Origin of the sequence: Marivita sp. S2033 (assembly GCF_046592965.1) — a bacterium.
GTDB lineage: Bacteria > Pseudomonadota > Alphaproteobacteria > Rhodobacterales > Rhodobacteraceae > Marivita.
The window spans coordinates 357,301-379,113 of sequence record NZ_JBISBV010000002.1 but is presented as its reverse complement, the minus strand read 5'-3'; the positions used below and the strand labels follow the sequence as shown (position 1 = coordinate 379,113).

The 21,813-nt window shown below is 59.4% G+C and carries 24 protein-coding genes; 23 read left to right on the top strand and 1 reads right to left on the bottom strand.

The features are described from left to right. The first annotated feature begins 147 nt into the window (after window positions 1-147). The 11 genes from coxB (at window position 148) to ACGKZZ_RS05980 (ending at window position 9,966) form a co-directional block, all read left to right on the top strand. Entirely contained in the window at window positions 148-1,026 is an 879-nt protein-coding gene (coxB, locus tag ACGKZZ_RS06030; RefSeq protein WP_411222581.1) for a cytochrome c oxidase subunit II, read from the top strand. Between the two features lie 78 nt (window positions 1,027-1,104). Beyond that, complete coding sequence (gene cyoE, locus ACGKZZ_RS06025) at window positions 1,105-2,046, top strand: heme o synthase (protein ID WP_411222580.1); 942 nt, start codon at window positions 1,105-1,107, stop codon at window positions 2,044-2,046. After that, window positions 2,043-2,207 carry a hypothetical protein gene (locus tag ACGKZZ_RS06020; protein WP_411222579.1) on the top strand — a complete coding sequence of 55 codons (165 nt, stop codon included), beginning with the start codon at window positions 2,043-2,045 and terminating at the stop codon, window positions 2,205-2,207. Before cyoE ends, ACGKZZ_RS06020 begins: the two co-directional genes overlap by 4 nt. Then, entirely contained in the window at window positions 2,204-2,791 is a 588-nt protein-coding gene (locus ACGKZZ_RS06015; RefSeq protein ID WP_411222578.1) for a cytochrome c oxidase assembly protein, read from the top strand. Before ACGKZZ_RS06020 ends, ACGKZZ_RS06015 begins: the two co-directional genes overlap by 4 nt. 23 nt (window positions 2,792-2,814) lie before the next feature. After that, on the top strand, window positions 2,815-3,615 hold the full coding sequence (locus tag ACGKZZ_RS06010; protein WP_411222577.1) for a cytochrome c oxidase subunit 3: 801 nt from the start codon (window positions 2,815-2,817) through the stop codon (window positions 3,613-3,615). Between the two features lie 106 nt (window positions 3,616-3,721). Further along, on the top strand, window positions 3,722-4,414 hold the full coding sequence (locus ACGKZZ_RS06005) for an SURF1 family protein (RefSeq protein WP_411222576.1): 693 nt from the start codon (window positions 3,722-3,724) through the stop codon (window positions 4,412-4,414). Then, window positions 4,414-5,802: a threonine synthase gene (gene thrC, locus ACGKZZ_RS06000; protein WP_411222575.1), complete on the top strand. Its 1,389-nt coding sequence runs from the start codon at window positions 4,414-4,416 to the stop codon at window positions 5,800-5,802. The genes ACGKZZ_RS06005 and thrC overlap by 1 nt, the downstream gene beginning before the upstream one ends. Continuing rightward, entirely contained in the window at window positions 5,799-7,061 is a 1,263-nt protein-coding gene (locus ACGKZZ_RS05995; protein ID WP_411222574.1) for a M16 family metallopeptidase, read from the top strand. Before thrC ends, ACGKZZ_RS05995 begins: the two co-directional genes overlap by 4 nt. Further along, window positions 7,061-7,645 carry a GNAT family N-acetyltransferase gene (locus ACGKZZ_RS05990; RefSeq protein WP_411222573.1) on the top strand — a complete coding sequence of 195 codons (585 nt, stop codon included), beginning with the start codon at window positions 7,061-7,063 and terminating at the stop codon, window positions 7,643-7,645. Before ACGKZZ_RS05995 ends, ACGKZZ_RS05990 begins: the two co-directional genes overlap by 1 nt. A gap of 44 nt (window positions 7,646-7,689) precedes the next feature. Further along, window positions 7,690-8,526: an MBL fold metallo-hydrolase gene (locus ACGKZZ_RS05985; protein ID WP_411222572.1), complete on the top strand. Its 837-nt coding sequence runs from the start codon at window positions 7,690-7,692 to the stop codon at window positions 8,524-8,526. A gap of 18 nt (window positions 8,527-8,544) precedes the next feature. Next, a complete protein-coding gene (locus ACGKZZ_RS05980; RefSeq protein ID WP_411222571.1) occupies window positions 8,545-9,966 on the top strand; it encodes an FAD-binding oxidoreductase in 1,422 nt (473 codons plus the stop codon). Here ACGKZZ_RS05980 and ACGKZZ_RS05975 read toward each other — a convergent pair. Continuing rightward, window positions 9,958-10,767: a lytic transglycosylase domain-containing protein gene (locus ACGKZZ_RS05975; RefSeq protein ID WP_411222570.1), complete on the bottom strand. Its 810-nt coding sequence runs from the start codon at window positions 10,765-10,767 to the stop codon at window positions 9,958-9,960. The two genes, ACGKZZ_RS05980 and ACGKZZ_RS05975, sit on opposite strands and share 9 nt — an antisense overlap. A 351-nt stretch (window positions 10,768-11,118) precedes the next feature. On the opposite strand from ACGKZZ_RS05975, the gene ACGKZZ_RS05970 reads away from it, so the two are divergent. The 12 genes from ACGKZZ_RS05970 to ACGKZZ_RS05915 all read left to right on the top strand — a co-directional run bounded on the left by ACGKZZ_RS05970 (window position 11,119) and on the right by ACGKZZ_RS05915 (window position 21,782). Next, the gene (locus tag ACGKZZ_RS05970; protein ID WP_411222569.1) at window positions 11,119-11,319 is read left to right on the top strand and encodes a Flp family type IVb pilin; all 201 of its coding nucleotides are present in this window, start codon (window positions 11,119-11,121) and stop codon (window positions 11,317-11,319) included. A 75-nt stretch (window positions 11,320-11,394) separates the two neighbouring features. Next, complete coding sequence (locus ACGKZZ_RS05965) at window positions 11,395-11,589, top strand: hypothetical protein (protein WP_411222567.1); 195 nt, start codon at window positions 11,395-11,397, stop codon at window positions 11,587-11,589. A 238-nt stretch (window positions 11,590-11,827) separates the two neighbouring features. Further along, window positions 11,828-12,685, top strand: a complete 858-nt coding sequence (cpaB, locus tag ACGKZZ_RS05960) for a Flp pilus assembly protein CpaB (RefSeq protein WP_411222566.1) — start codon at window positions 11,828-11,830, stop codon at window positions 12,683-12,685. A gap of 195 nt (window positions 12,686-12,880) precedes the next feature. After that, window positions 12,881-14,302 (top strand): type II and III secretion system protein family protein, encoded by a 1,422-nt coding sequence (locus tag ACGKZZ_RS05955; protein ID WP_411222565.1) that lies wholly within the window; start codon window positions 12,881-12,883, stop codon window positions 14,300-14,302. A 4-nt stretch (window positions 14,303-14,306) separates the two neighbouring features. Next, on the top strand, window positions 14,307-14,966 hold the full coding sequence (locus ACGKZZ_RS05950) for an OmpA family protein (RefSeq protein ID WP_411222564.1): 660 nt from the start codon (window positions 14,307-14,309) through the stop codon (window positions 14,964-14,966). Between the two features lie 205 nt (window positions 14,967-15,171). Then, complete coding sequence (locus ACGKZZ_RS05945; protein ID WP_411222563.1) at window positions 15,172-16,416, top strand: CpaE family protein; 1,245 nt, start codon at window positions 15,172-15,174, stop codon at window positions 16,414-16,416. Window positions 16,417-16,427: 11 nt separating this feature from the next. After that, window positions 16,428-17,873, top strand: coding sequence for a CpaF family protein (locus tag ACGKZZ_RS05940; RefSeq protein WP_411222562.1), 1,446 nt, complete (start codon window positions 16,428-16,430; stop codon window positions 17,871-17,873). 1 nt (window position 17,874) lies between these two features. Continuing rightward, on the top strand, window positions 17,875-18,843 hold the full coding sequence (locus tag ACGKZZ_RS05935) for a type II secretion system F family protein (RefSeq protein ID WP_411222561.1): 969 nt from the start codon (window positions 17,875-17,877) through the stop codon (window positions 18,841-18,843). Window positions 18,844-18,852: 9 nt separating this feature from the next. After that, complete coding sequence (locus ACGKZZ_RS05930; RefSeq protein WP_411222560.1) at window positions 18,853-19,827, top strand: type II secretion system F family protein; 975 nt, start codon at window positions 18,853-18,855, stop codon at window positions 19,825-19,827. 5 nt (window positions 19,828-19,832) lie between these two features. Beyond that, window positions 19,833-20,393, top strand: coding sequence for a tetratricopeptide repeat protein (locus ACGKZZ_RS05925; protein ID WP_411222559.1), 561 nt, complete (start codon window positions 19,833-19,835; stop codon window positions 20,391-20,393). Window positions 20,394-20,421: 28 nt separating this feature from the next. Beyond that, window positions 20,422-21,282, top strand: coding sequence for a tetratricopeptide repeat protein (locus ACGKZZ_RS05920; protein WP_411222557.1), 861 nt, complete (start codon window positions 20,422-20,424; stop codon window positions 21,280-21,282). 8 nt (window positions 21,283-21,290) lie between these two features. Continuing rightward, window positions 21,291-21,782: a prepilin peptidase gene (locus ACGKZZ_RS05915; protein WP_411222556.1), complete on the top strand. Its 492-nt coding sequence runs from the start codon at window positions 21,291-21,293 to the stop codon at window positions 21,780-21,782. The last annotated feature ends 31 nt before the right edge of the window (window positions 21,783-21,813 follow it).

Below are 21,813 nucleotides of genomic sequence, written 5' to 3'. Positions count from 1 at the left end.
TTTTTGCCGCAAGCAATCGGCTTTAATTGATGTCTAGAATATGGTTTTAACCGCATCCAAGACAACGGGTGTTGTCCGGACAGGCAAAGATCGTCGTCGGGCCGCCCCAAGCAACATGAATATACACGCAACCGATCAGGGTAAGACATGCAACTTAAATCTTTGCTCTTGGGCCTTTCCACCGTCGTCGGCGCCGCACCAGCATTTGCTCAGCAGACACTGGAAACCATTGGCCGCCCGGTGGATCAGGGCATGGGCTTTCAGCCCGCAGCAACCGAACTGGCGCGCGACCTTCAGTGGCTCGACGGGGTGATACTCATCATCATCACGGCCATCTGCCTTCTGGTGACGGCGCTCATCCTGTTTTGCATCGTGCGCTTCAACCGCAAGACCAACCCGACCCCGTCAAGCTTCACCCACAACACCCCGATCGAAATCGCGTGGACGTTGGGTCCGATCCTCATTCTGGTCTTTATCGGTGCCTTCTCGCTGCCGGTTCTGTTCAAGCAACAGGAGATTCCCGAGGGCGATCTGACAATCAAGGTGACGGGTTACCAGTGGTACTGGGGATATGAGTATATCGGTGAGGATCTGGCGTTTGACGGCTACATGATCGGCTCTCCGTTCACCGGCGGCGACAATCGGATGACGCCCGAAGTCGAGGAACAACTGATCGAAGCGGGCTACACGCAGGACGATTTCCTGCTCGCCACCAACACCGCCGTGGTGGTGCCTGTGGGCAAGACCGTGGTGATGCAGGTGACGGGTGGCGATGTGATCCACTCATGGACGATCCCGGCGTTCGGCGTGAAGCAGGACGCGGTGCCGGGCCGCCTCGCGGAACTGTGGTTCAATGCCGAGCAGGAAGGCATCTACTTTGGCCAGTGTTCCGAGCTGTGCGGCATTGCCCACGCCTACATGCCGATCACCGTCAAGGTTGTCAGCCAGGACACCTATGATGCCTGGTTGGCCGCGTCGAAAGAGGCTGGCGAGTATGTCGAAGTCAACGCGCTTCTGACGAACTGATCCGAACGTGGTGCGTGCAACCCGTTGCGCGCACCTTTCCTGACCGGCGGACCAACACAAACCTGAGTCGAGACGAACGTGACCGATACAAGCATCACTCCCCAGGCCCGAAGCTTTGAGAACGACGCCCAGTTCGGCGATTATTTCGCGTTGCTCAAGCCGCGTGTGATGACGCTTGTGGTGTTCACGGCCTTTGTCGGGCTGCTGGCTGCTCCGGTGCCGGTCCATCCGTTCGTCGGATTTTGCGCGATCCTGTTCATCGCCATCGGCGGCGGCGCGTCGGGCGCGCTCAACATGTGGTATGACGCCGACATCGATGCCGTGATGAAGCGCACGCAGCGCCGTCCGATCCCGGCGGGCAAGGTGACTGGAGACGAGGCGCTGGCGATCGGCGTCGCGCTGTCGGTCTTTGCCGTGGTCTTTCTGGGTCTTGCGACCAACTGGGTTGCTGCCGGGCTGCTGGCCTTTACCATCTTCTTTTACGCCGTGGTCTACACGATGTGGCTCAAGCGATGGACACCGCAGAACATCGTCATCGGCGGCGCGGCAGGCGCGTTCCCTCCGATGATCGGCTGGGCTGCGGCCACGGGTGGCGTCAGCATCGAATCCATCCTGATGTTCTGCCTCACATTCATGTGGACACCACCGCATTTCTGGGCGCTGGCGCTGTTCATGCGCAAGGATTACGACAACGCGGGAGTTCCGATGCTGACCGTCACGCATGGTCGCCGCGCAACGCGGGTTCATATCCTTGTCTACACGCTCTTGCTGGCGGCTCTGGCGATTGCCACCGGGTTTACCCAAGTGGGCGGGCCGGTTTACCTGACGATTGCCATCGTGCTGAACGCGCTGTTCGTGCGCGGTGCGATCAAGATCTGGCGGCGCGACGAAGATATGGCCGAGGCGGACAATTTCGCCGTCGAGCGCAAGTTCTTCAAGCTGTCGCTGCTGTATCTCTTTGCCCATTTCGGCGCGATCCTGATCGAAGCGGGCATCGACAAACTGGTGGTGTGGCTATGAGTCTGTCCAAGCAACATGAACTGCACGAACGTCGCTTTGGCCGCAATGTCGGCGTTGGTCTGGTCCTCGCGGCGCTGATTGTGATCGTGTTCGGTTTAACTGTGGTCAAGGTCACGCGGCCGGAATTCACAACGCCCGCAACACAGGCGGTGCCAGAATGAAACCGCTCGATCCCAAGAACAAAACCGCGCTGCAGGCCGTTGCCGTCGTCGTGTTCATGGGCGCAATGGCCTGGGCCTCGGTGCCGCTTTACGACTGGTTCTGCCGGGTCACCGGCTATGGCGGCGAAACCAACGTGGCGCTGGCGGGCAGCACCGACGTTTTGGACCAGACAATCAAGGTTCGTTTCGACGCCTCGCTCGAACGCGGAATGCCGTGGGAATTCAAACCCCAGCAGCTTGAGATGACGCTGCGACTGGGTGAGGAAGGGCTGGCCTTTTACGAGGCCTACAACCCGACCGACCGCCCCATCGCGGGCACCGCCAGCTACAACGTCGCGCCGTTCGGGGCCGGACTGTACTTTTCCAAGATCGACTGCTTCTGTTTCGAAGAGCAGCTTCTGATGCCGGGCGAGCGGGTTGACATGCCGGTGAGCTTCTTTGTCGATCCAGAGATCATCAACGATGCGGATGCCAAATTCGCAAAGCACATCACCCTGTCCTACACGTTTCACGAAATCGAGCTGACAGACGAAATGCAGGCGACGCTCGAGACTGACGCGACAGACAGCGGTACAATGAACTAACGCCTATCCACGAGGGACAACACATGGCGCACGCAAAAGATCATGACTATCATATTCTGAACCCCTCAATCTGGCCGTTGATCGGCGCGGTTGCGGGTTTCGTAATGCTGTTCGGAGCAGTGCTCTGGATGCACGATTACGGCCCCTGGCTGTTCCTCATCGGCGTTGTCGGTGTGCTTTACACGATGTTCGGCTGGTGGGCCGACGTTGTCACCGAAAGCCAGGTTGGCGATCATACACCTGTTGTGCGGATCGGCCTGAAATACGGGTTCATCCTGTTCATCACGTCCGAAGTGATGTTCTTTGCCGCCTGGTTCTGGAGCTTTTTCAAGCATGCGCTCTACCCGATGGGCCCGGACAGCCCGGCCGTTGACGGCGTCTGGCCGCCCGTGGGGATCGAGACGTTCGATGCGTGGCACCTGCCGCTGATCAACACCTTGATCCTGCTGTGCTCGGGCGCTGCCGCAACATGGGCGCACCACGCGCTGGTACACGAGAACAACCGCGAAGACATGAAGTGGGGGCTGATCATCGCCATCGCTTTGGGTGCGATCTTCACCGCCTTGCAGGCCTATGAGTACAGCCACGCCGCCTTCGGCTTTGCGGGCAACATCTATGGTGCCAACTTCTTCATGGCGACGGGCTTTCACGGCGCGCATGTGATCATCGGAACGATCTTTCTGTTCGTCTGTCTGATCCGCTTGCAGCAGGGCCATTTCACCCCGGAAAAGCATGTCGGCTTTGAAGCGGCGGCTTGGTACTGGCACTTCGTTGACGTGGTCTGGCTCTTTCTCTTTGCGTCCATCTACGTTTGGGGCAGCTAGGTCGCAGTTCCGCTTTCCGGCTTGAACCGGAGGCTGGGACAGGTCTAAAGCAGGGCGCGCCGATCCTCGGCGCGCCCTTGTTAATGTCTGACGGAAGCCTGCTGCCGTGCCTCGAATTGTCGTGCCTTTGCTGTTCGGTTTGATCGGTGCCGCGATCCTGCTGGTGCTTGGCACGTGGCAGATGCAGCGCCTTGACTGGAAACGCGGCGTGCTGTCCCAGATCGAAGAGCGGATCGCAGGCGAGCCGGCAGCCCTGCCCGCCTTGGGGAACGCAAACCCTGAACAGGACCGTTATCAACCCGTCGCTTTGTCGGGACAGATCGGGGAGGAAGAGCTTCTGGTTCTGGTGTCGCAAAAGCGCGTTGGTGCGGGGTATCGGGTGATTTCCCCGTTGGTTCTGGAGAGTGGCAGGCGGATTTTGCTGGATCGCGGCTTTGTCGCCGTCGATCAACGCGATACGGATCGCACCCGAACCGGCGACGTAGAGGTCCAAGGCAATCTGCACTGGCCCGACGATCGCACCAGTGCCACACCGGAGAACGACATCGCCGGAAACACATGGTTTGCGCGCGACATTGACCAGATGGCCGACGCGCTTGATACCGAATCCCTGCTGGTGATTGCCCGCAACATATCCCCCGCCGATCCCGGTGTGACCCCCCTGCCGGTGGACACCAGCGGCATTCCCAACGATCACCTGCAATACGCACTCACATGGTATTCCCTCGCCGCGATCTGGCTCGGGATGACCGCCGCCTATATCTGGCGGAGTCGCAAAGCCAAGGAAGGCATGGCCTGATGCAGTATATTTCGACCCGCGGCAAAGCCCCGGCGCTTGGATTTGAAGACACGATGCTGTCGGGTCTGGCCCGCGACGGTGGGCTCTATGTGCCCGAGACCATCCCGACGCTGTCGCATGAGGACATTCGCGCGATGCAGGGGCTGCCGTATGAAGAGATCGCCTTTCGCGTGATGCGCCCGTTTGTGGGCGATGCGTTCACCGATGAGGTCTTCGCCGACCTGATCGCCAAGGCCTATGCCGGGTTCGGCCATGACGCGCGCGCGCCGCTGGTGCAACTGGGCGCGAACCATTTTCTGCTGGAGCTGTTCCACGGCCCGACGCTGGCGTTCAAGGACTTTGCCATGCAGTTGATCGGCCAGATGTTTCAGGAGACGCTAACGCGGCGGGGCGACCGTGTGACCATCGTCGGCGCGACGTCGGGCGATACCGGATCGGCGGCGATCGAGGCGTTTCGCGGGCTGGATGCGGTGGATGTGTTCATCCTTTACCCGCATGGCCGCGTGTCCGAGGTGCAGCGCCGCCAGATGACAACGCCGACGGAATCGAATGTGCACGCGCTGGCGATGGACGGCCATTTCGACGACTGCCAGGCGCGGCTCAAGGACATGTTCAACCATTTCGAGTTCCGCGATTCCGTCAAGCTGGCGGGTGTCAATTCGATCAACTGGGGCCGCGTGCTGGCGCAGGTGGTCTATTATTTCTCCTCGGCGGTGAGTCTGGGCGCGCCGGATCGCAAGGTGAGCTTCACCGTGCCCACCGGCAATTTCGGCGACGTGTTCGCGGGCTACATCGCCAAGCGCATGGGCCTGCCCATCGACCGGCTGGTCGTCGCGACGAACCAGAACGACATCCTGCACCGCTGCCTGTCGAGCGGCGATTACAAGACCGATAGCGTGACCCCCTCGATCAGCCCGTCGATGGACATTCAGGTGTCCTCGAATTTCGAACGTGCCTTGTTCGATGCCTATGGGCGCGATGGCAATGCCGTGTCTCAATTGATGGAAGAGCTCAAATCCGGCGGCTTCCACGTCAGTCAGGGGGCGTTGCAGACGTTGCGCGATCACTATGATTCCGGCCGCGTCTCCGAAGAAGAGACGCTCGCCATGATTGCCCACGCCCATGCACATATGGGCGAATTGCTGTGCCCGCATTCTGCCGTCGGCGTCGCCGTGGCCGAAGCCCAGCGCGACCCGGACTTGCCGATGATCACGCTGGCGACAGCGCACCCGGCGAAATTCCCCGACGCGGTCGAACAGGCCAGCGGCATCCGCCCGCCCCTGCCCGAGCGCATGGCCGACCTCTTTGATCGCGACGAGCGCGTCACCCGCGTTGCCAACGATCTTACTCAACTCGAAACACTCATTCAGGACAGGATCGCCTCTTGACCGTTCAAACCACCACACTCGCAAATGGGTTTCGTATCGTCACCGAACAGATGCCCGGTCTGGAAAGCGCGGCCATCGGCATCTGGGTCACCGCTGGCGGACGCCACGAACGTGCCGAGCAAAACGGCATCGCGCATTTCCTCGAGCATATGGCCTTCAAAGGCACCGAAACCCGCACCGCGCTTCAGATTGCCGAGGCCATCGAGGATGTGGGCGGCTATATCAACGCCTATACCTCGCGCGAAGTGACGGCCTATTACGCGCGCGTGCTGCGCAATGATGTTGGGCTTGCCCTTGATGTAATTGCCGACATTCTGCGCAATCCGGTGTTCGACCCCAAGGAAATCGAGGTTGAACGCCATGTCATTCTGCAAGAGATCGGACAGGCGGCAGATACGCCCGACGACGTCATCTTCGACTGGTTGCAGGAAAGCGCTTATCCGGGTCAGGCCCTTGGCCGAACGATCCTTGGAGAAACAGAGCGCGTTTCCGCCTTTTCCGAGAATGATCTGACGACCTTTGTGTCCGAGCATTACGGGCCCGACCAGTTGATCCTGTCAGCCGCCGGAGCGGTGGATCACGACGCTATCGTCGCTCAGGCGGAAAAGCTGTTCGGTGATCTTGCATCCCGCCCGTCGTTGATTGCCGACGGCGCGCAGTTTCAGGGCGGCGAAAGCCGCAGGGTCAAGGAATTGGAACAGGCGCATCTGGCGCTGGCCTTTGAATCGCCCGGCTACCGCGATCCGGCGTTTTATGCCGCGCAGGTCTATTCCACAGCACTTGGCGGCGGCATGTCGAGCCGTCTGTTTCAGGAGATCCGCGAAAAGCGCGGGCTGTGCTATACCATCTTTGCCCAGACCGGTGCCTATTCCGACACCGGCATGACCACCATCTATGCCGGCACCAGCGCAGCGGAGATCCGGGATCTGACCCATCTCACCATCGACGAAATGAAACGCGCCGCCGAGGACATGTCGCCAGCCGAGGTGGCCCGTGCACGGGCGCAGATGAAGGCGGGGCTGCTGATGGGACTGGAAAGCCCGTCATCGCGCACCGAACGTCTGGCGCGGATGATCCAGATCTGGGGCGAGGTGCCTTCCCTCGAGGATACGATCAGCCGGATCGACAGCGTCACCACCGGTGACGTGCGTGCGTTCGCCGAAGACTTGGTGCAGAAAGCACCGGTTGCGCTGGCGCTCTATGGCCCGGTCGATGAGGCGCCTGAACTGGCCGCCTTGCAGCAGCGCCGCGTGGCCTGATGCTGTCATTGAGGCGCAAACTCAGGCTCGATACGGAGCGTCTGGTTTTGCGGCCTCCCGTGCACAGCGATTTCAACCCATGGAGCGCGCTGCGGCGCGACAGCGAAGCGTTTCTTGCCAAATGGGAGCCCAGCTGGGCCGAAGACCATCTGACGCGTCGGTCCTTCACCAATCGTGTGTACTGGGCCAATCGGGCGATCGGAAATCAATCCGCGATCCCGTTGTTTCTGGTGCGACGGCAAGATGACATGCTGATGGGCGCGATCACGCTCGACAACATCCGGCGCGGCCCGGCGCAGGCCGGAACGCTCGGGTATTGGGTCGGAGAACCGTTTGCACGCCAAGGCTATATGCGCGAGGCGATCGACGCGGTTGTGCATTACGCTTTCGATCGTCTGGACCTCAGCCGTATCGAAGCGGCCTGTCTGCCGGAAAACCAAGCGTCCCGGCGTTTGCTGGAAAAGACCGGCTTCAAATACGAAGGCGTCGCGCAAAGCTATTTGCAAATCGACGGACGCTGGCGCACGCATGTTCTGTACGCATCCCTGCGCATGGACCGTCGCGGACGCACAAGCGTGGGCTAGACGGATCGGTCTCACACGCTAAGTTCAAGGCAGGAGGTGCTGCAATGGACCGTCTGCTTGTAACGTTGTTGATCGCCCTGCTGATCCCGGCAGGTGGCGTTTCCGCACAGGACACCCGGCGCCCCAGCCATTGCATCGCCATTGCAGACGCCACGCCGCACGCTCACTTCATTCAGAAGGCGTCCTGGACGGATCCTGTCCCGGAGTATTCCGTTCGCATCAACTACGTCGCGCACGCATCTTTCTTGCTGCAAACCCCCGGTGGGTTGAACATCGCTACGGATTTCACCGGTTTTCTGGGCAACACCCGGATGATCCCCGACGTGGTCACCATGAACCACGCCCATGACACCCATTGGACCGCATTCCCCGACCCGGCCATTCCTCATGCGCTGCCCGGCTGGGGGCCGTTCGGAGAGGGTATCGACCATCATCTTGATCTGGGCGAAGTGCTGATCCGCAACGTCTCGACTGACATTCGTTCGTGGCAGGGCGGCGTCGAGGAAAAGGGCAACTCGATTTTCATCTTCGAGGTCGAAGGACTTTGCATCGGCCACCTTGGCCATTTGCACCACGAGCCGAGCGACGCGCAATATGCCGCCATCGGACGACTGGACGTGGTGATGGTGCCGGTGGATGGCGGCTATACCCTACCGCGCGAAACGGTTGTGCGGATCGTCGACCGGCTGCGCTCCAGCGTGGTCATTCCGATGCATTGGTTTTCCGGTGGCGCGCTGGCAGCGTTTCTCGGCGAGGTGCAGGACAGCTTCGTGATCGACCGCCGGGACACCTCTTTCCTGGAGTTGTCATTGCGTGATCTGCCGCCGCGTCCTACGGTTGTGGTCCTGCGTCCTGAATGGCTGCGGGATAGCACAGAGTGACGCAACCGGAGCCAGACCATGCCACGCGATTCGGCTGACAGCAGTTTCATCGACCGCCTGTCCAACCAGTTTCCCCCCGACACGTTCGCCCAAGCCGAGCAGCATTACCTCAAAGAGCCGCGCGGGCGCTGGCACGGCGCTCAGGGCTATGTCGCACGGCCCCGCACGACGCAGGAGGTTGCCGCATTGGTCAAGGCGTGCTCGGACGCTGGTGTCGGTGTCATTCCCTACGGCGGCGGAACCGGACTCGTCGGCGGACAAATCGCGCCGGAAGGCGACGGGGAAAGCCCGCTGATCCTGTCGCTTGAACGGATGACGAAAATTCGTGCCGTTTACCCGCTGGAAAATGTCCTGGTGGCCGAAGCGGGGGTCATCCTGTCGAATGTCCAAGCGGCCGCATCCGATGTGGACCGGCTGTTTCCGTTGTCGCTGGCCTCTGAGGGGTCGGCGCGGATCGGCGGGCTTCTGGCCACCAATGCCGGGGGCGTCAATGTCCTGCGCTACGGCAATGCGCGTGACCTCTGTCTGGGGTTGGAGGCGGTGATGCCCGACGGCTCGATCTGGAACGGGCTGAAACGCTTGCGCAAGGACAACACCGGCTATGATCTGCGCAACCTGCTGATCGGCGCCGAAGGAACGCTGGGGGTCATCACGGCGGCCTCGCTCAAGCTGTTCCCGCAACCCGCGTCTCACGGAACCGCGATCTTCGTCATCCAGAGCCCCGAAGCCGCGCTTGATCTCTTGTCGCTGGCCAAATCGCAACTGGGCGAAAGCATCACAGCGTTTGAACTGATCAACGGCACCGGACTCGATTTTCTGGCCGACAAGTTGCCCGAGATGCGACTGCCGTTCGGCAACGACCACCCGGAATGGATGGTGTTGATGGATATCGGCCTGCCGCGCGGGCTTGAGCCGCAAACCGCATTGGAAGAGCTGTTCATCGCCGCCGACGCCGACGGCATCGTGAAGGACGCGCTGATCGCTCAGTCCGAGGCACAGCGCACCGAATTCTGGTCGGTCCGCGAATTCATTCCCGAGGCCAACCGGCTGGTCGGATCGGTCTCGAGCCATGACGTGTCTCTGCCTCTCGGTGAGTTGCCGAGCTTTATCGCCCGGGTCAGACTGGCAATCGAGCGGATCGGGGATTTCCGGATCAATTGTTTCGGGCATGTCGGAGACGGCAATCTGCACTTCAATGTCTTTCCGCCCCAAGGCGAGTCGCGCGATGCCTATCTTGACGAAACCAAAGCGATCAAACGCGCGGTTCACGATATCGCCCACGATCTTGACGGCTCGATCAGCGCCGAACACGGGATCGGGCGGCTCAAAAAGGCCGATCTCGAACGCTATGGTGATCCGACGAAACTCGCCGCGATGCGGGCGATCAAGACTGCACTTGATCCCAAGGGCATCATGAACCCCGGCGCGGTGCTACCGTGACGCCATTCGGAACACGCATCCGTCCGTGACCAGCTGCGGCGGCGTCAGGCACAGCCCCTTGGCGGTCTGGAACGCCTGCAACACCTTTGGCACATAGGCGCGGGTTTCGGCATAATCGGGAACGCCGTTATTCTTGACCACGGCATTCTCTCCGGCGTTATACCCCGCCAGCACCAAGATCACGTCATTGTCGAACTTCTGCATCAGAAAATCGAGGAAGGCGACGCCGCCCTTGATGTTCTGCGCAGGCGACAGGCTGTCCGTGACGCCGAACCGCTCGGCCGTGGCGGGCATCAACTGCATCAGCCCCTGCGCCCCGACCGAACTCTGCGCATCGACCTTCCCTGCCGATTCCACGGCGATCACCGCCAGCGCCAAGGCAGGTGACACCCGCGTGCCCACCGTGTTCAGCAAGATGTCACGCCCATGGCGCGAGGCGATGTTCTGGAGATCCTGTAGGCGCGGCGCGCTGACGCCCTGCCCCGAGGGAGGATTGGACAGCCGGACCAGTGCAGGGTCAAGCCGCCCCGGCCCCTTTGCCGCCAGCGAGGGAGAGATGTCGTTCCAGAACCACGCCAGCGTTTCAGCTCCTCCGGCGCGCGGCTGCGCAATGGCAGCGGCAGCCGGCACCGCCGGTTCAGCGGCGCGCGGCGCAATTTGAACGGTGATGCGCTTGCGCGACCCGGCTTTGGGCGGTTTGACCCGTTTGGCGGAAAATTCCGGAAACGGCGGAGGCTCCGCCCCGACAGCGCCCGCACAAAGCGACAGGGCGCACAGGCCCATTATCAAAAATCTGTTCATTAGCGGGATCCTGCTCGATGCCCTGTTTTCAGCAGTATCGCATAATCCGACGCTTCGTGCCATTTCGTTTCCAGTTGAGCGTCAATGCGTAACCTTCCCGCCTCAGAATCGCGCATTTTGCGGACAAGTTTAACAAATATTCAGAATAGTTTTGTTTATAATCAGTGTCTTGACTAATTTTGCGAAGCTTTTTCAGCAGGCTGCAAAAACGGACCAATCGCGCCAAACTGATGCCCCAATCCGGCGACTATAAGTGTTCATCCAAGACGGGATGGAGCGAAAGAGAGAGCGCTCAACACAAAGTTCCACACTTGGCCAACGTGAGCAAAACCTAGGACTATGGAGACTAACATGATCAAATTCATCAAGAACTTCCGCAATGACGAAGACGGCGCCGTAACAGTTGACTGGGTCGTTCTGACCGCTGCTGTCGTGGGCCTGGCAATCGCTGCTTTCAGCATGATCAATGACAACACGATCGCACTGCTGAGCAATGTCGGTACCGCTGTGGGTCAAACTGAACTGACAGATGGCCTGACAATCACCCCGTAATTAAAGTTGGTCTTACAACGCTCAGGGAAAGGCGCGTACTGCGCCTTTCCTATCTCTAAACGCCGGGAGTGCCTCATGCGCGGTTTTCTGACAAAGTTTGCCAAAGACGAATACGGCGCCGTCACCGTGGACTGGGTGATCCTCACAGCAGCAATCGTTTCCCTTGCATTTCTGGTCTGGCCTCTTTTCAACGAGAATGTGACAGGCCTGTCGACTGCCACCGACACGGCAATCGGAGTTTATAACGCAAATCTTGATTATGATTTGTAACGGCACTGGACGCCTCTCGAATACCCATCGAGCCGGGTAGAGCGGATAACGCATCAAAGAGCGATCAATCAGAGACCGATAGGAGAGCGTGCGAAAGCGCGCTTTTTTCTACTATGAGGGGCGTTTTCCAAGTTTTGCCTCATTGACCCCCCAAGGCAGACATATTCACCCCATACCCTACGATGAGAAAAATGTTCCGGACCGCGTCGGTCCGTCACCGGGCATTAAAGGAGGCAATATGCGCACTGTTTTTGGATTGGTACTTCTCGCGGGTTTGGCGCTGGCCGGTTTTGCAGTCTACATGGCGCAGAATTATATCGGTGCTTACGAAACCGCCCTTCAGGAGGAGCGCACCAAGTCGAATGAAAGCGTGCCGGTGCAAGACATCTACGTGGCAACGCGCGCCATTCAGTATGGTCAGGAGATCACCGCCGAGGATGTGATCCTCATGCCCTGGCCGAAACAGGCATTGCCGGAAACCTTCTTCGATGCGGAAAAACCGATCCTATCGGAAGGCCAGAAAACGCGTGTTGCATTGCGCCAGATCGAGAAGAACGAAGCCTTCATGAACGTGAAAGTCAGTGATCCGGGGGAAACCGCCGGACTGACCTCGCGATTGGAACGTGGTCAGCGCGCGTTTGCGATCAAGGTGGATGTGGCGTCTGGTGTGTCGGGCTTCCTTCGTCCTGGTGACCGCGTTGATGTCTACTGGACCGGACGAAGCAATTTCGCCGACAAGGATATGCCCTCGGGCGACGTGACACGGCTGATCGAAACCGGCGTGAACCTGATCGCGATCGACCAGACATCGCAGTCCGAGGTGTCCGACACGACCATCGCGCGCACCGTCACCGTAGCCGCCAGCCCCCAGCAGGTTGCGGCGCTGGCACAGGCGCAATCCACCGGTCGGCTGTCCCTGTCGCTTCTGGGCCGTGACGACGACACGGTGTCCGAGGTGATCGAGGTCAATCAAATGTCGCTGTTGGGGATCGAGGCGCGTGAACGCATCGAAACTCCGGCGCGGGCAGAAGTTTGCACAATTCGGACCCGCAAAGGCGGCGAAGTGACGGAAATACCCATCCCTTGTACGAACTAGGCACATCGCACACTTCATCTGGTAATTTAGGCAGCAATGCGGCCTTGGAAGGCGCAACATTATGTTGCGCCTTATCCACATGAAGGGCAGCACTGAAATCATTGATTCTTGAAATAAATCGCGACTTGGCGCACGTTGCTGGCAATATCGGGCGAAAAGACCCATTTCCGAGGCGTGATCCGAAAGGCAGGTCACATGTATACGAGCAACCCAATCAAGGCCGCTCTTCTGGGCGCGGTGCTTGCCCTCACTCCGGTGGCGCACTCAGCGATGGCTGAAACCTTGCGTGTGATAAGAACCAACACCGAGTCCACTTTGAACGTCCCGATGAATCGCGCCGTTGTCGTTGAAAGCGAAGTTCCGTTTGCGGAGTTGAGCATCGCCAACCCATCGATTGCAGACATTTCCTCTTTATCGGAACGGACAATCTACGTTTTGGGCAAAACTCCGGGGACGACGTCGTTGACCATTCTGGATGCCAACGGTCAGTTGATCACCAATGTCGACGTCAGGGTGGCGCCCGATCTGAGCGAGTTCAAAGAGCGCCTCAGGCAGATTCTTCCAGACGAAAAGATCGATGTGCGCACCGCCAATGACGGTGTGGTTCTGTCGGGAACCGTTTCCAGCACGGTGCGGATGCAACGCGCGCTGGAGCTGGCGCAACGCTACGCACCTGAACGGGTGTCTAACCTGATGACCGTTGGCGGTGTCCAGCAGGTGATGCTGAAAGTCCGCTTTGCCGAAATGCAGCGATCGGTCTCGAAATCCTTGCGCGCCTCGCTCGCGACGGGTGGCTCGGTGCTTGACGGCGATCTCGGTCTTGAAATTGGAACCGGCAACTCGGCAGCCAACGCGGCAGCGGACAGGGTTGTCGACAAGCTGGCATCCTCCAGCGATTCACAAGGGGCTGTCCTGTTCGGCTTTGACGCCGGTGGACTTGAAGTCGGCATCCTCCTCGAAGCGCTTGAGTCTAAAGGGATGGTGCGCACACTGGCAGAGCCGAACCTGACCTCGCTGTCAGGGCAGGAAGCCAAGTTTCTGGCGGGCGGCGAATATCCCGTGCCTATTGCGCAGGAAGAGGGCCAGATTACCGTTGAATTCAAGCCGTTCGGTGTCGAATTGAACTTCATTCCGCGGGTTCTGGACAAGGGTCTTATCAATCTGGAACTCAACGCCGCCGTCTCCTCGATCGATCCCAGCGCCGGCATCGACGTCGGTGCGATCCGCATCGATGGCTTCCGTCGTCGTGAAACCAGCACGACGGTGGAGCTTCGCGATGGCGAGAGCTTTGCAATTGCAGGGCTTTTGCAGGACGACTTTCGCGATGTGAACGATCAGGTTCCGTGGTTGGGCGACATCCCGGTACTTGGAGCGCTGTTTCGGAGCGCGGATTATCAGCGTGAACAGTCGGAACTCGTGATCATCATCACGCCGCATCTGGTGACGCCGACACGCGGCGAGGCGCTGGCGCTTCCAACCGACCGTGTCCGTCCCCCGAGCGAAAAAGACCTGTTTCTTTTCGGCCGCGTTGCCGGTGACACCCGCAATCTGCGCGGCGCCGCCGGTGAGGTTGCCCGACAGGACTTCAACGGCTCTTATGGCTATGTAATGGATTGAGGCGATGGCAATACAAAAAAATCTCCGTATCCCCACCGCCTTGATCGGACTGGCCCTGGTGGCTGCCTGTGCTGGCAACGACCCGGTGTACAGCGCCTTCAATCGCGAAGCCGGGGCCCTGGTGGACACTGGCAACTTCGGCAATGCCACGATGAACAACACGCAGATCATGAACGGCGAGAAACGTTATGTTTACGACTTGTCGCAAAGATTCGCGAGTGAAGTGCTGACCACGGTGAACTTTGCGTTCAACAGTGCGGTGCTTGACAGTGGTGCGCGCGATACGCTGCGCGAGCAGGCAAGCTGGATACGCCAGTTCCCGGAAATCCATTTCCGTGTCTACGGTCACACCGATGCGGTCGGTAGCGAGGCCTACAACAAGCGTCTCGGACTGAGCCGTGCGAATGCGGTTGTCGCCTATCTGGCGTCGCAGGGCATCAGCCTGTCCCGTTTGGAAGCGGTGGTGTCATACGGTGAAACACAGCCACTGATCGTCACCGAAGGCCGCGAGCGCCGCAACCGCCGGACCGTGACAGAGGTGTCAGGGTTCGTCGCATCGCACCCCACAGTGCTTGAGGGGAAATACGCGGAAGTGATCTACCGCGAATACATCAACAGCGCGCTGCCAAGAGCAATTTTGGCAGACATCGAAACGGGCGAATAGCCTGTCTGATACTGGCATGGCCCCTTCGGGGGCCACCCAACCGGCCTGAAATACCGTACAATTTCGGTAATTCGGCCCCAATGTTGCCAAGTTTTCCAACGAACTTCGGACTGTAGCAGTCCTTCCCGTGCGACTCGGGACCATCGCTGAAGATGTGTGCAGAACGCAGATTTCCGGCGATGAGAAGCAAGAGGAAACGAGGCAAATGACGAATATCCTACCAGGCACCCCGGACCCGGCACCGCTCGTGGCGTGCACCATCAGCCGGGATGTTCAGGAATTCGACCTTCTGATCGAGGACATGGAATCGGTGCTCGGCGAAGGCTGGGGCGACCTTGGCTTTGACGAGGCGATGCATTTCTTCTCGCAACCGGATGGCGAAAAACTCGAATTTGTGGCGCTGGCAGTCGATGCGGAAGACGAGGGAGATGTCGATCATCTCTCCACGATCATCGCCGCTGCCAAATCGCGCAACATCAAGGTCGTGCTGATCGCGCATGATGTGACGCCGGCTGCCTTGCACCATCTTTTGCGCCAGGGTGCGGATGAATTTGTCCCCTATCCTTTGCCCGAAGGCGAACTGGCGGCCGCGATCGAACGAATGCGCGCGACTTCTGCCCCGACGGCCGCCCGGACCATTCCTGACGGCGCGCCGGTCAAGCTGTCCAACGACGGCGACGGCGTGATCATCGCCGTGCAGGGCATGGCCGGGGGATGCGGCGCGAGCACGTTTGCGACAAACCTCGCTTGGGAACTGGCGACGGTTTCCAAGGATGCTCCGCCCAAGGTGTGCATCATCGACCTCGGTCTGCAATTCGGCGCGGTCTCCACCTATCTGGACGTGCAACGGCGCGAATCCGTTCTCGAACTGCTGACCGACATGGACGCGCTTGACGATGACAGCTTTGCCCAGGCGCTGGAGACCTTTGAGGACAAGCTTCAGGTGTTCACCTCTCCGGTCGATCTGCCCCCGCTCGACGTTGTGGGACAGGCCGAGATCCAGCATCTGCTGGACATCGCGGCCCGGCATTTCGATTTCGTCGTGGTCGACATGCCGCCCAGCCTCGTTCAATGGTCCGAAACCGTGCTCTACGCGGCACAGGTCTATTTTGGCATGATCGAACTCGATATGCGCTCTGCGCAAAACACGTTCCGTCTCAAGCGCGCGCTTCAGGCCGAGGACTTGCCGTTCGAGAAGATCCGTTTCGTGCTGAACCGCGCGCCGCGTTTCACGGATCTGCAAGGCAAGAGCCGGCTCAAGCGGATGCAGGAAAGTCTTGATATTTCGGTTGATCTGCAAATGCCCGATGGCGGCAAGCCGGTCGCCGAAGCCGGGGATCATGGGCAGCCGCTTGGCCTGCAACAGCCCAAGAACCCGCTCCGCAAGGAAATTGCCAAGCTGGCGCAATCGCTGTTCGAAGTCGGTCAGTCCGACGCCGAAGCGGCTTGAGGAGAGAGTAGATGTTTTCGCGTTACAAGAAAGCGACAGACGAAACCACAAATCCCGCAGTCGCTGCCAAAGCTTCGGCTCCGACGGCGCCAGTCAGCACCGCGACGCTGACCAAGATGAAGCGCAAACCGCCGCAAGCAAAGCCTGCCGAAGCGCAACCGATGGATCGCGAGAAAAAGCGCAAGGAGCGTCTGAGCGAGATCAAGCTCGAATTGCACCGCGCCCTTCTCGACAACCTCAACCTTGCCGCGCTGGACAAGGCGACCGAGAAAGAGCTGAAAGACGAAATCAACGCGATCACGACCGAAAGCCTGCAAGAGCGCGGCATGGTCCTGAACCGTGAAGAACGCATCGCGCTGAACCAGGAGCTTTACGATGAGGTCAAAGGGCTTGGCCCACTAGAAACATTGCTGAAAGACGAAACCGTCAGCGATATTCTGGTGAACGGTCCGCAACAGATCTTTGTTGAACGTGACGGCAAGCTGCAACTCAGCGACGTGACGTTCAAGGATGAAAAGCACCTGATGCGGATCATCGACAAGATTGTGTCCGCCGTTGGTCGTCGTGTCGATGAATCAAACCCTTATGTCGACGCCCGTTTGCAGGACGGCTCGCGCTTCAACGCGATGGTGCCGCCGATTGCGGTGGACGGCAGTCTTGTATCGATCCGTAAATTCAAAACCGACAAGCTGAGCATCGACGACCTGGTGAATTTCGGCGCCTTCACGGAAGAAATGGCCGTCTATCTGCAAGCGGCAGTCGCCACGCGGCTGAACATCATCGTCTCGGGCGGTACAGGTTCGGGCAAAACCACAACCTTGAACGCGCTGTCGTCCTTCATTGACGATTCCGAACGTATCCTGACGATCGAGGATACGGCCGAACTCCAGCTGCAACAAACGCATGTGGGCCGGATGGAAAGCCGCCCCGCCAATGTCGAGGGCAAAGGCGCCGTCAGCCCGCGCGATTGCCTCAAAAACGCGCTGCGGATGCGCCCTGACCGGATCATCGTCGGCGAAACGCGCGGCGAAGAAGTGATCGACATGCTACAGGCCATGAACACCGGTCACGACGGCTCTATGACGACGATCCACGCCAACTCTGCCCGTGACGGTGTCAGCCGACTGGAAAACATGATCGCGATGGCCGGCATCGAAATGCCACTCAAGGCGATGCGGTCGCAGATTTCGTCGGCTGTGAACCTGCTTGTGCAGGCATCGCGCTTGCAAGACGGCTCGCGCCGCATGACCTCAATCACCGAAATCACCGGCATGGAGGGTGAAGTGATCTCGATGCAGGAAATCTTCCGTTTCCAGCGTGTCGGCCTGACGCCAGAAAACAAGATCATCGGTCACTTCACCGCCACCGGCGTGCGCTCCAACTTTTCGGAGCGGTTCAAGATGTGGGGTTATGACCTTCCGCCGTCGATCTTTGAACCCTTCAGCGGGAATTACTGACATGACCCTGAGCGCAGAACCCATTGTCTACGGCTTGATTTTTATCGCCGTGCTGGTGCTTGTCGAAGGCGTCTATCTGGTCGCCTTCGGCAAATCCATCAGCCTGAACAAGCGCGTCAACCGCCGCCTTGAGATGCTCGACAAGGGCACCAAGCGTGAGGAAGTGCTCGCCAAGCTCCGCAAGGAGATGGACCAGCACATGGCCTCTCGCGGGTTTCCTCTTTATTCCATTCTCGCGGACCGGGCGCAGAAAGCGGCCATCGCCTTTACGCCGAAACAGCTTGTGCTGGTCATGGCTGCTGTCAGTGTGATCTCCTTCGTGGGTCTTACTGTCGGCACCGAAGCGCAGTTGCCGGTCCGTATCGTGATGGGCATCGGGATCGGCGTGGGCGGTGTGTTTTTCTGGATCAACACCAAAGCCAAGAAGCGCCTGTCACTGATAGAAGAACAATTGCCGGATGCGGTGGAACTCATGGTGCGATCCTTGCGCGTCGGACATCCGTTTTCATCCGCCATTTCGATCGTCTCCAAGGAAATCAAGGATCCGCTGGCAACCGAGTTCGGCATCATCGCGGATGAATCCAGCTATGGTCGTGACATCGGCGAGGCGTTGAAGGCGATGGCCGAACGTCTCGACATGCAGGATTTGCGCTTTTTAGCGGTCGCCGTGGCGATCCAGCAGCAATCAGGCGGTAACCTCGCCGAAATCCTCGACGGTCTGGCCAAGGTCATCCGCGCCCGCTTCCGGCTGTTCCGCCGGGTCAAGGCGATCACGGCGGAGGCGCAATGGTCGGGCAAGTTTCTGTCAGGCTTTCCCGTCGGCGCGCTGATCGTCATCCAGGTGACCGATCCGCATTACTATGACGAAGTTCTCGACCATCCCTGGTTCATTCCCGCGTGTTTTCTGGTGGGCATCTTTCTGGTCGCCAACCTGCTCGTCATGCGCGTCCTTGTGAACATCAAAGTCTGAGGCACTGACATGCAAGCATTGAATGCAATGATCGTCGATATGTTCGGACCGGCAGGCCCGATGATCGCTATCGCCGGGCTTGGGGTGCTCCTCTTGCTGCTCGCGATCCCGATATTTTTCGCATCCAAGCCCAACCCGATGGACAGGCTTGATTCCACGGCCGGCCGCAAGAAGATCGACGCGGAGACCCGCGCCGTTCTGCGCGACCATCGCAAGAACGAGAAGCTCAACAAATACGCGCATTTCCTTGAACCGCAGGACGAAAAAGAGCTCTCAGCCATCCGGATGAAGCTGCTTCAGGCCGGCTATCGCGGCAAGGACGCGGTGCAATACTACTACTTTGCGCAGTTTGCGCTTGGCATTGGCGGCCTCATCCTTGGCGTCGCGTATTTCACGCTCATCATGGATTCCTCGCAAGCCACGACGCAACAGACGGTCCTTTATACCCTCGGCCCCGGTGCCATAGGTTATATGGCGCCGAAATACTGGGTCACGAAGCGGGTTCAAAAGAGACAGGAAGAGATCGAAAGCGGCTTTCCCGACAGTCTTGACATGATGCTGGTCTGCGTTGAGGCCGGACAGTCCATGGACCAGTCCATTGTAAGGGTTGCCGGCGAGTTGCGGGCCTCATACCCCAGCCTTGCGGACGAATTCGAGCTTGTGAGCTTCGAGATGAAAGCTGGCAAGGACAAGTCGATGGTGCTTGACGACATGGGCGAACGCTGCGGCGTGCAGGACGTCATGTCTTTCGTCACGGTTCTCAATCAATCGCAGAGCTTTGGTACGCCGATTTCGGATGCGTTGCGGGTTTATGCTGCGGAAATGCGGGATAAACGGGTTATGCGGGCCGAAGAAAAGGCAAACAAGTTGCCAACGAAAATGACTTTGACCACAATGATGCTCACGGTGCCGCCGCTGTTGATCATCCTTGTGGGTCCATCGGTCGTCGGCATCCAGCAACTTGGATCAATGGCAGGGCCCTAGAACGTATGAGATCAGGTGGCATCACCGCCGCAGCCCTCAGTCTTGGATTGGCCGCCTGTTCACCGGGCGGCTTTTCCGCGTCCAAGGAGGCCGTTTTTGCACCCAGCGTCGATCCGCGCGGCACGATGGAAGACCAGTTGACCGTCGGCCACCGCTTGATGAACGCGGGCGAATATGAACTCGCGCTGAGCGCCTTCCGCCTTGCGGCGGCCGATCAGGGGCTGACACCCGAAGTTGTCGCCTCGCTTGGCTCTGTCAATCTTGCCCTTGGGCGGCTCAATCAGGCCGAAACGCTGCTGCGGCGCGCGGTCAAGGAAGACCCGGACAACCCGGGAGCGTGGAACAATCTTGGCGTCGTCCTGATCGAACGGGGCCAAACCGCTGAGGCGGCACAGGTGTTCCAGCGGGCCTTTGCGCTCGACAATGGCGAAAGTGATGCAATTCGCGACAATCTTCGCTTGGCTCTCGCAAAAATGGAAAATTCGCAGTATGATCCTGAAGCAGAACAAGAATACAAACTTGTGCGGCGCGGCAGCAGTGATTTCTTAATCCGCCCGACACAGTAACGAGGCAGAGCAGTAAAAGGACGCAAAAATGCGCCATCCCTTTATCGTGACCCTGTGTGTAACAGGGGCATTCGTCCTTGCCGGATGCGAGCGAGGTATCGATACCGAAGCGGTAGATCGCCAGTTTCAGGACGTCAACGCGATCGACGGCACCAAGCTGAACGACGTAATGCTGACGGTGTCCGACCCCAACGAAGCCGTCTCCTATTTCCAGCGCGCCAGCGCCGCCGCGCCAGAGCGGCTCGATCTGCAACGCGGGTTGGCAGTGTCGCTGGTCCGCGCCAAGCGCTACACCGAAGGGGTGGCGGCATGGGCGCGCGTGGTGTCCGACGACGCGGCGACCGACGATGATCGGGTCGAAATGGCCGATGCGCTGATCCGCAACAATGAATGGAAGCGCGCCGAAACCGTGCTTGATGCCATTCCCCCGACCCATGAGACCTACAAACGCTACCGGCTGGAGGCCATGATTGCCGACGGCAATCAGGAGTGGAAGAAAGCCGACAGCTTTTACGAAATCGCCGTTGGGCTGACGACAAAGCCGGCATCCGTGATGAACAACTGGGGGTTCTCCAAACTGACCCGCGGCGATTACAGCGGTGCCGAGCGATTGTTCGGTCAGGCCATCCAGAACGATGACTCGCTCTTTACCGCCAAGAACAACCTTGTCCTCGCGCGCGGCGCGCAAGGCAATTACGTCCTGCCCGTGATCCCGATGACCCAGGAAGAGCGCGCCGAATTGTTGCATTCCATGGGGCTTGCTGCGGTCAAACGCGGCGATGTGGTGACGGGTCAGGGTCTTATGCGCGAAGCCATCGACACCCATCCGCAGCATTTCGAAACCGCAGCCCGCAGTCTCAAGGCGCTTGAATCCAACGTCGTGAACTGAGCGGTCCGATGGATATCTCGGCCTTCTCGGCGCTGCTTTTTCTGCCGTTTGCTCTGCCCATCTGCGTCTATGTGGCGTTCTCGGATATGCGCGACATGCGCATCCCGAACCAGATGGTCCTGCTGTTGTTCGCCGTCTACGTCGTGGTCGGGGCGATCGCCCTGCCCCTGGACGTTTACGCGTGGCGCTATGTGCATATGATCGTCGTGCTGGTTGCCGGCATTGCCCTGAACGCCGGTGGCGTGTTGGGCGCGGGTGACGCAAAATTCGCCGCCGCCGCGGCGCCGTTCATCCATCTCGGTGACGTGCGCTTTCTCATGGCGTTGTTTGCGGCCAATATGCTGGCAGCCTTTGTCGCCCATCGGATCGGCAAGCACACGATGTTGAAAAAGATCGCACCACATTGGGAAAGCTGGACAAATGCCAAGTTTCCAATGGGGCTGGCGCTTGGAGGGACGCTTGCCCTCTACCTTGCTCTGGGTGTCTGGTACGGCAAGTAATCTGTCCAGAACCGTCCTGCCCCGGCCCTTG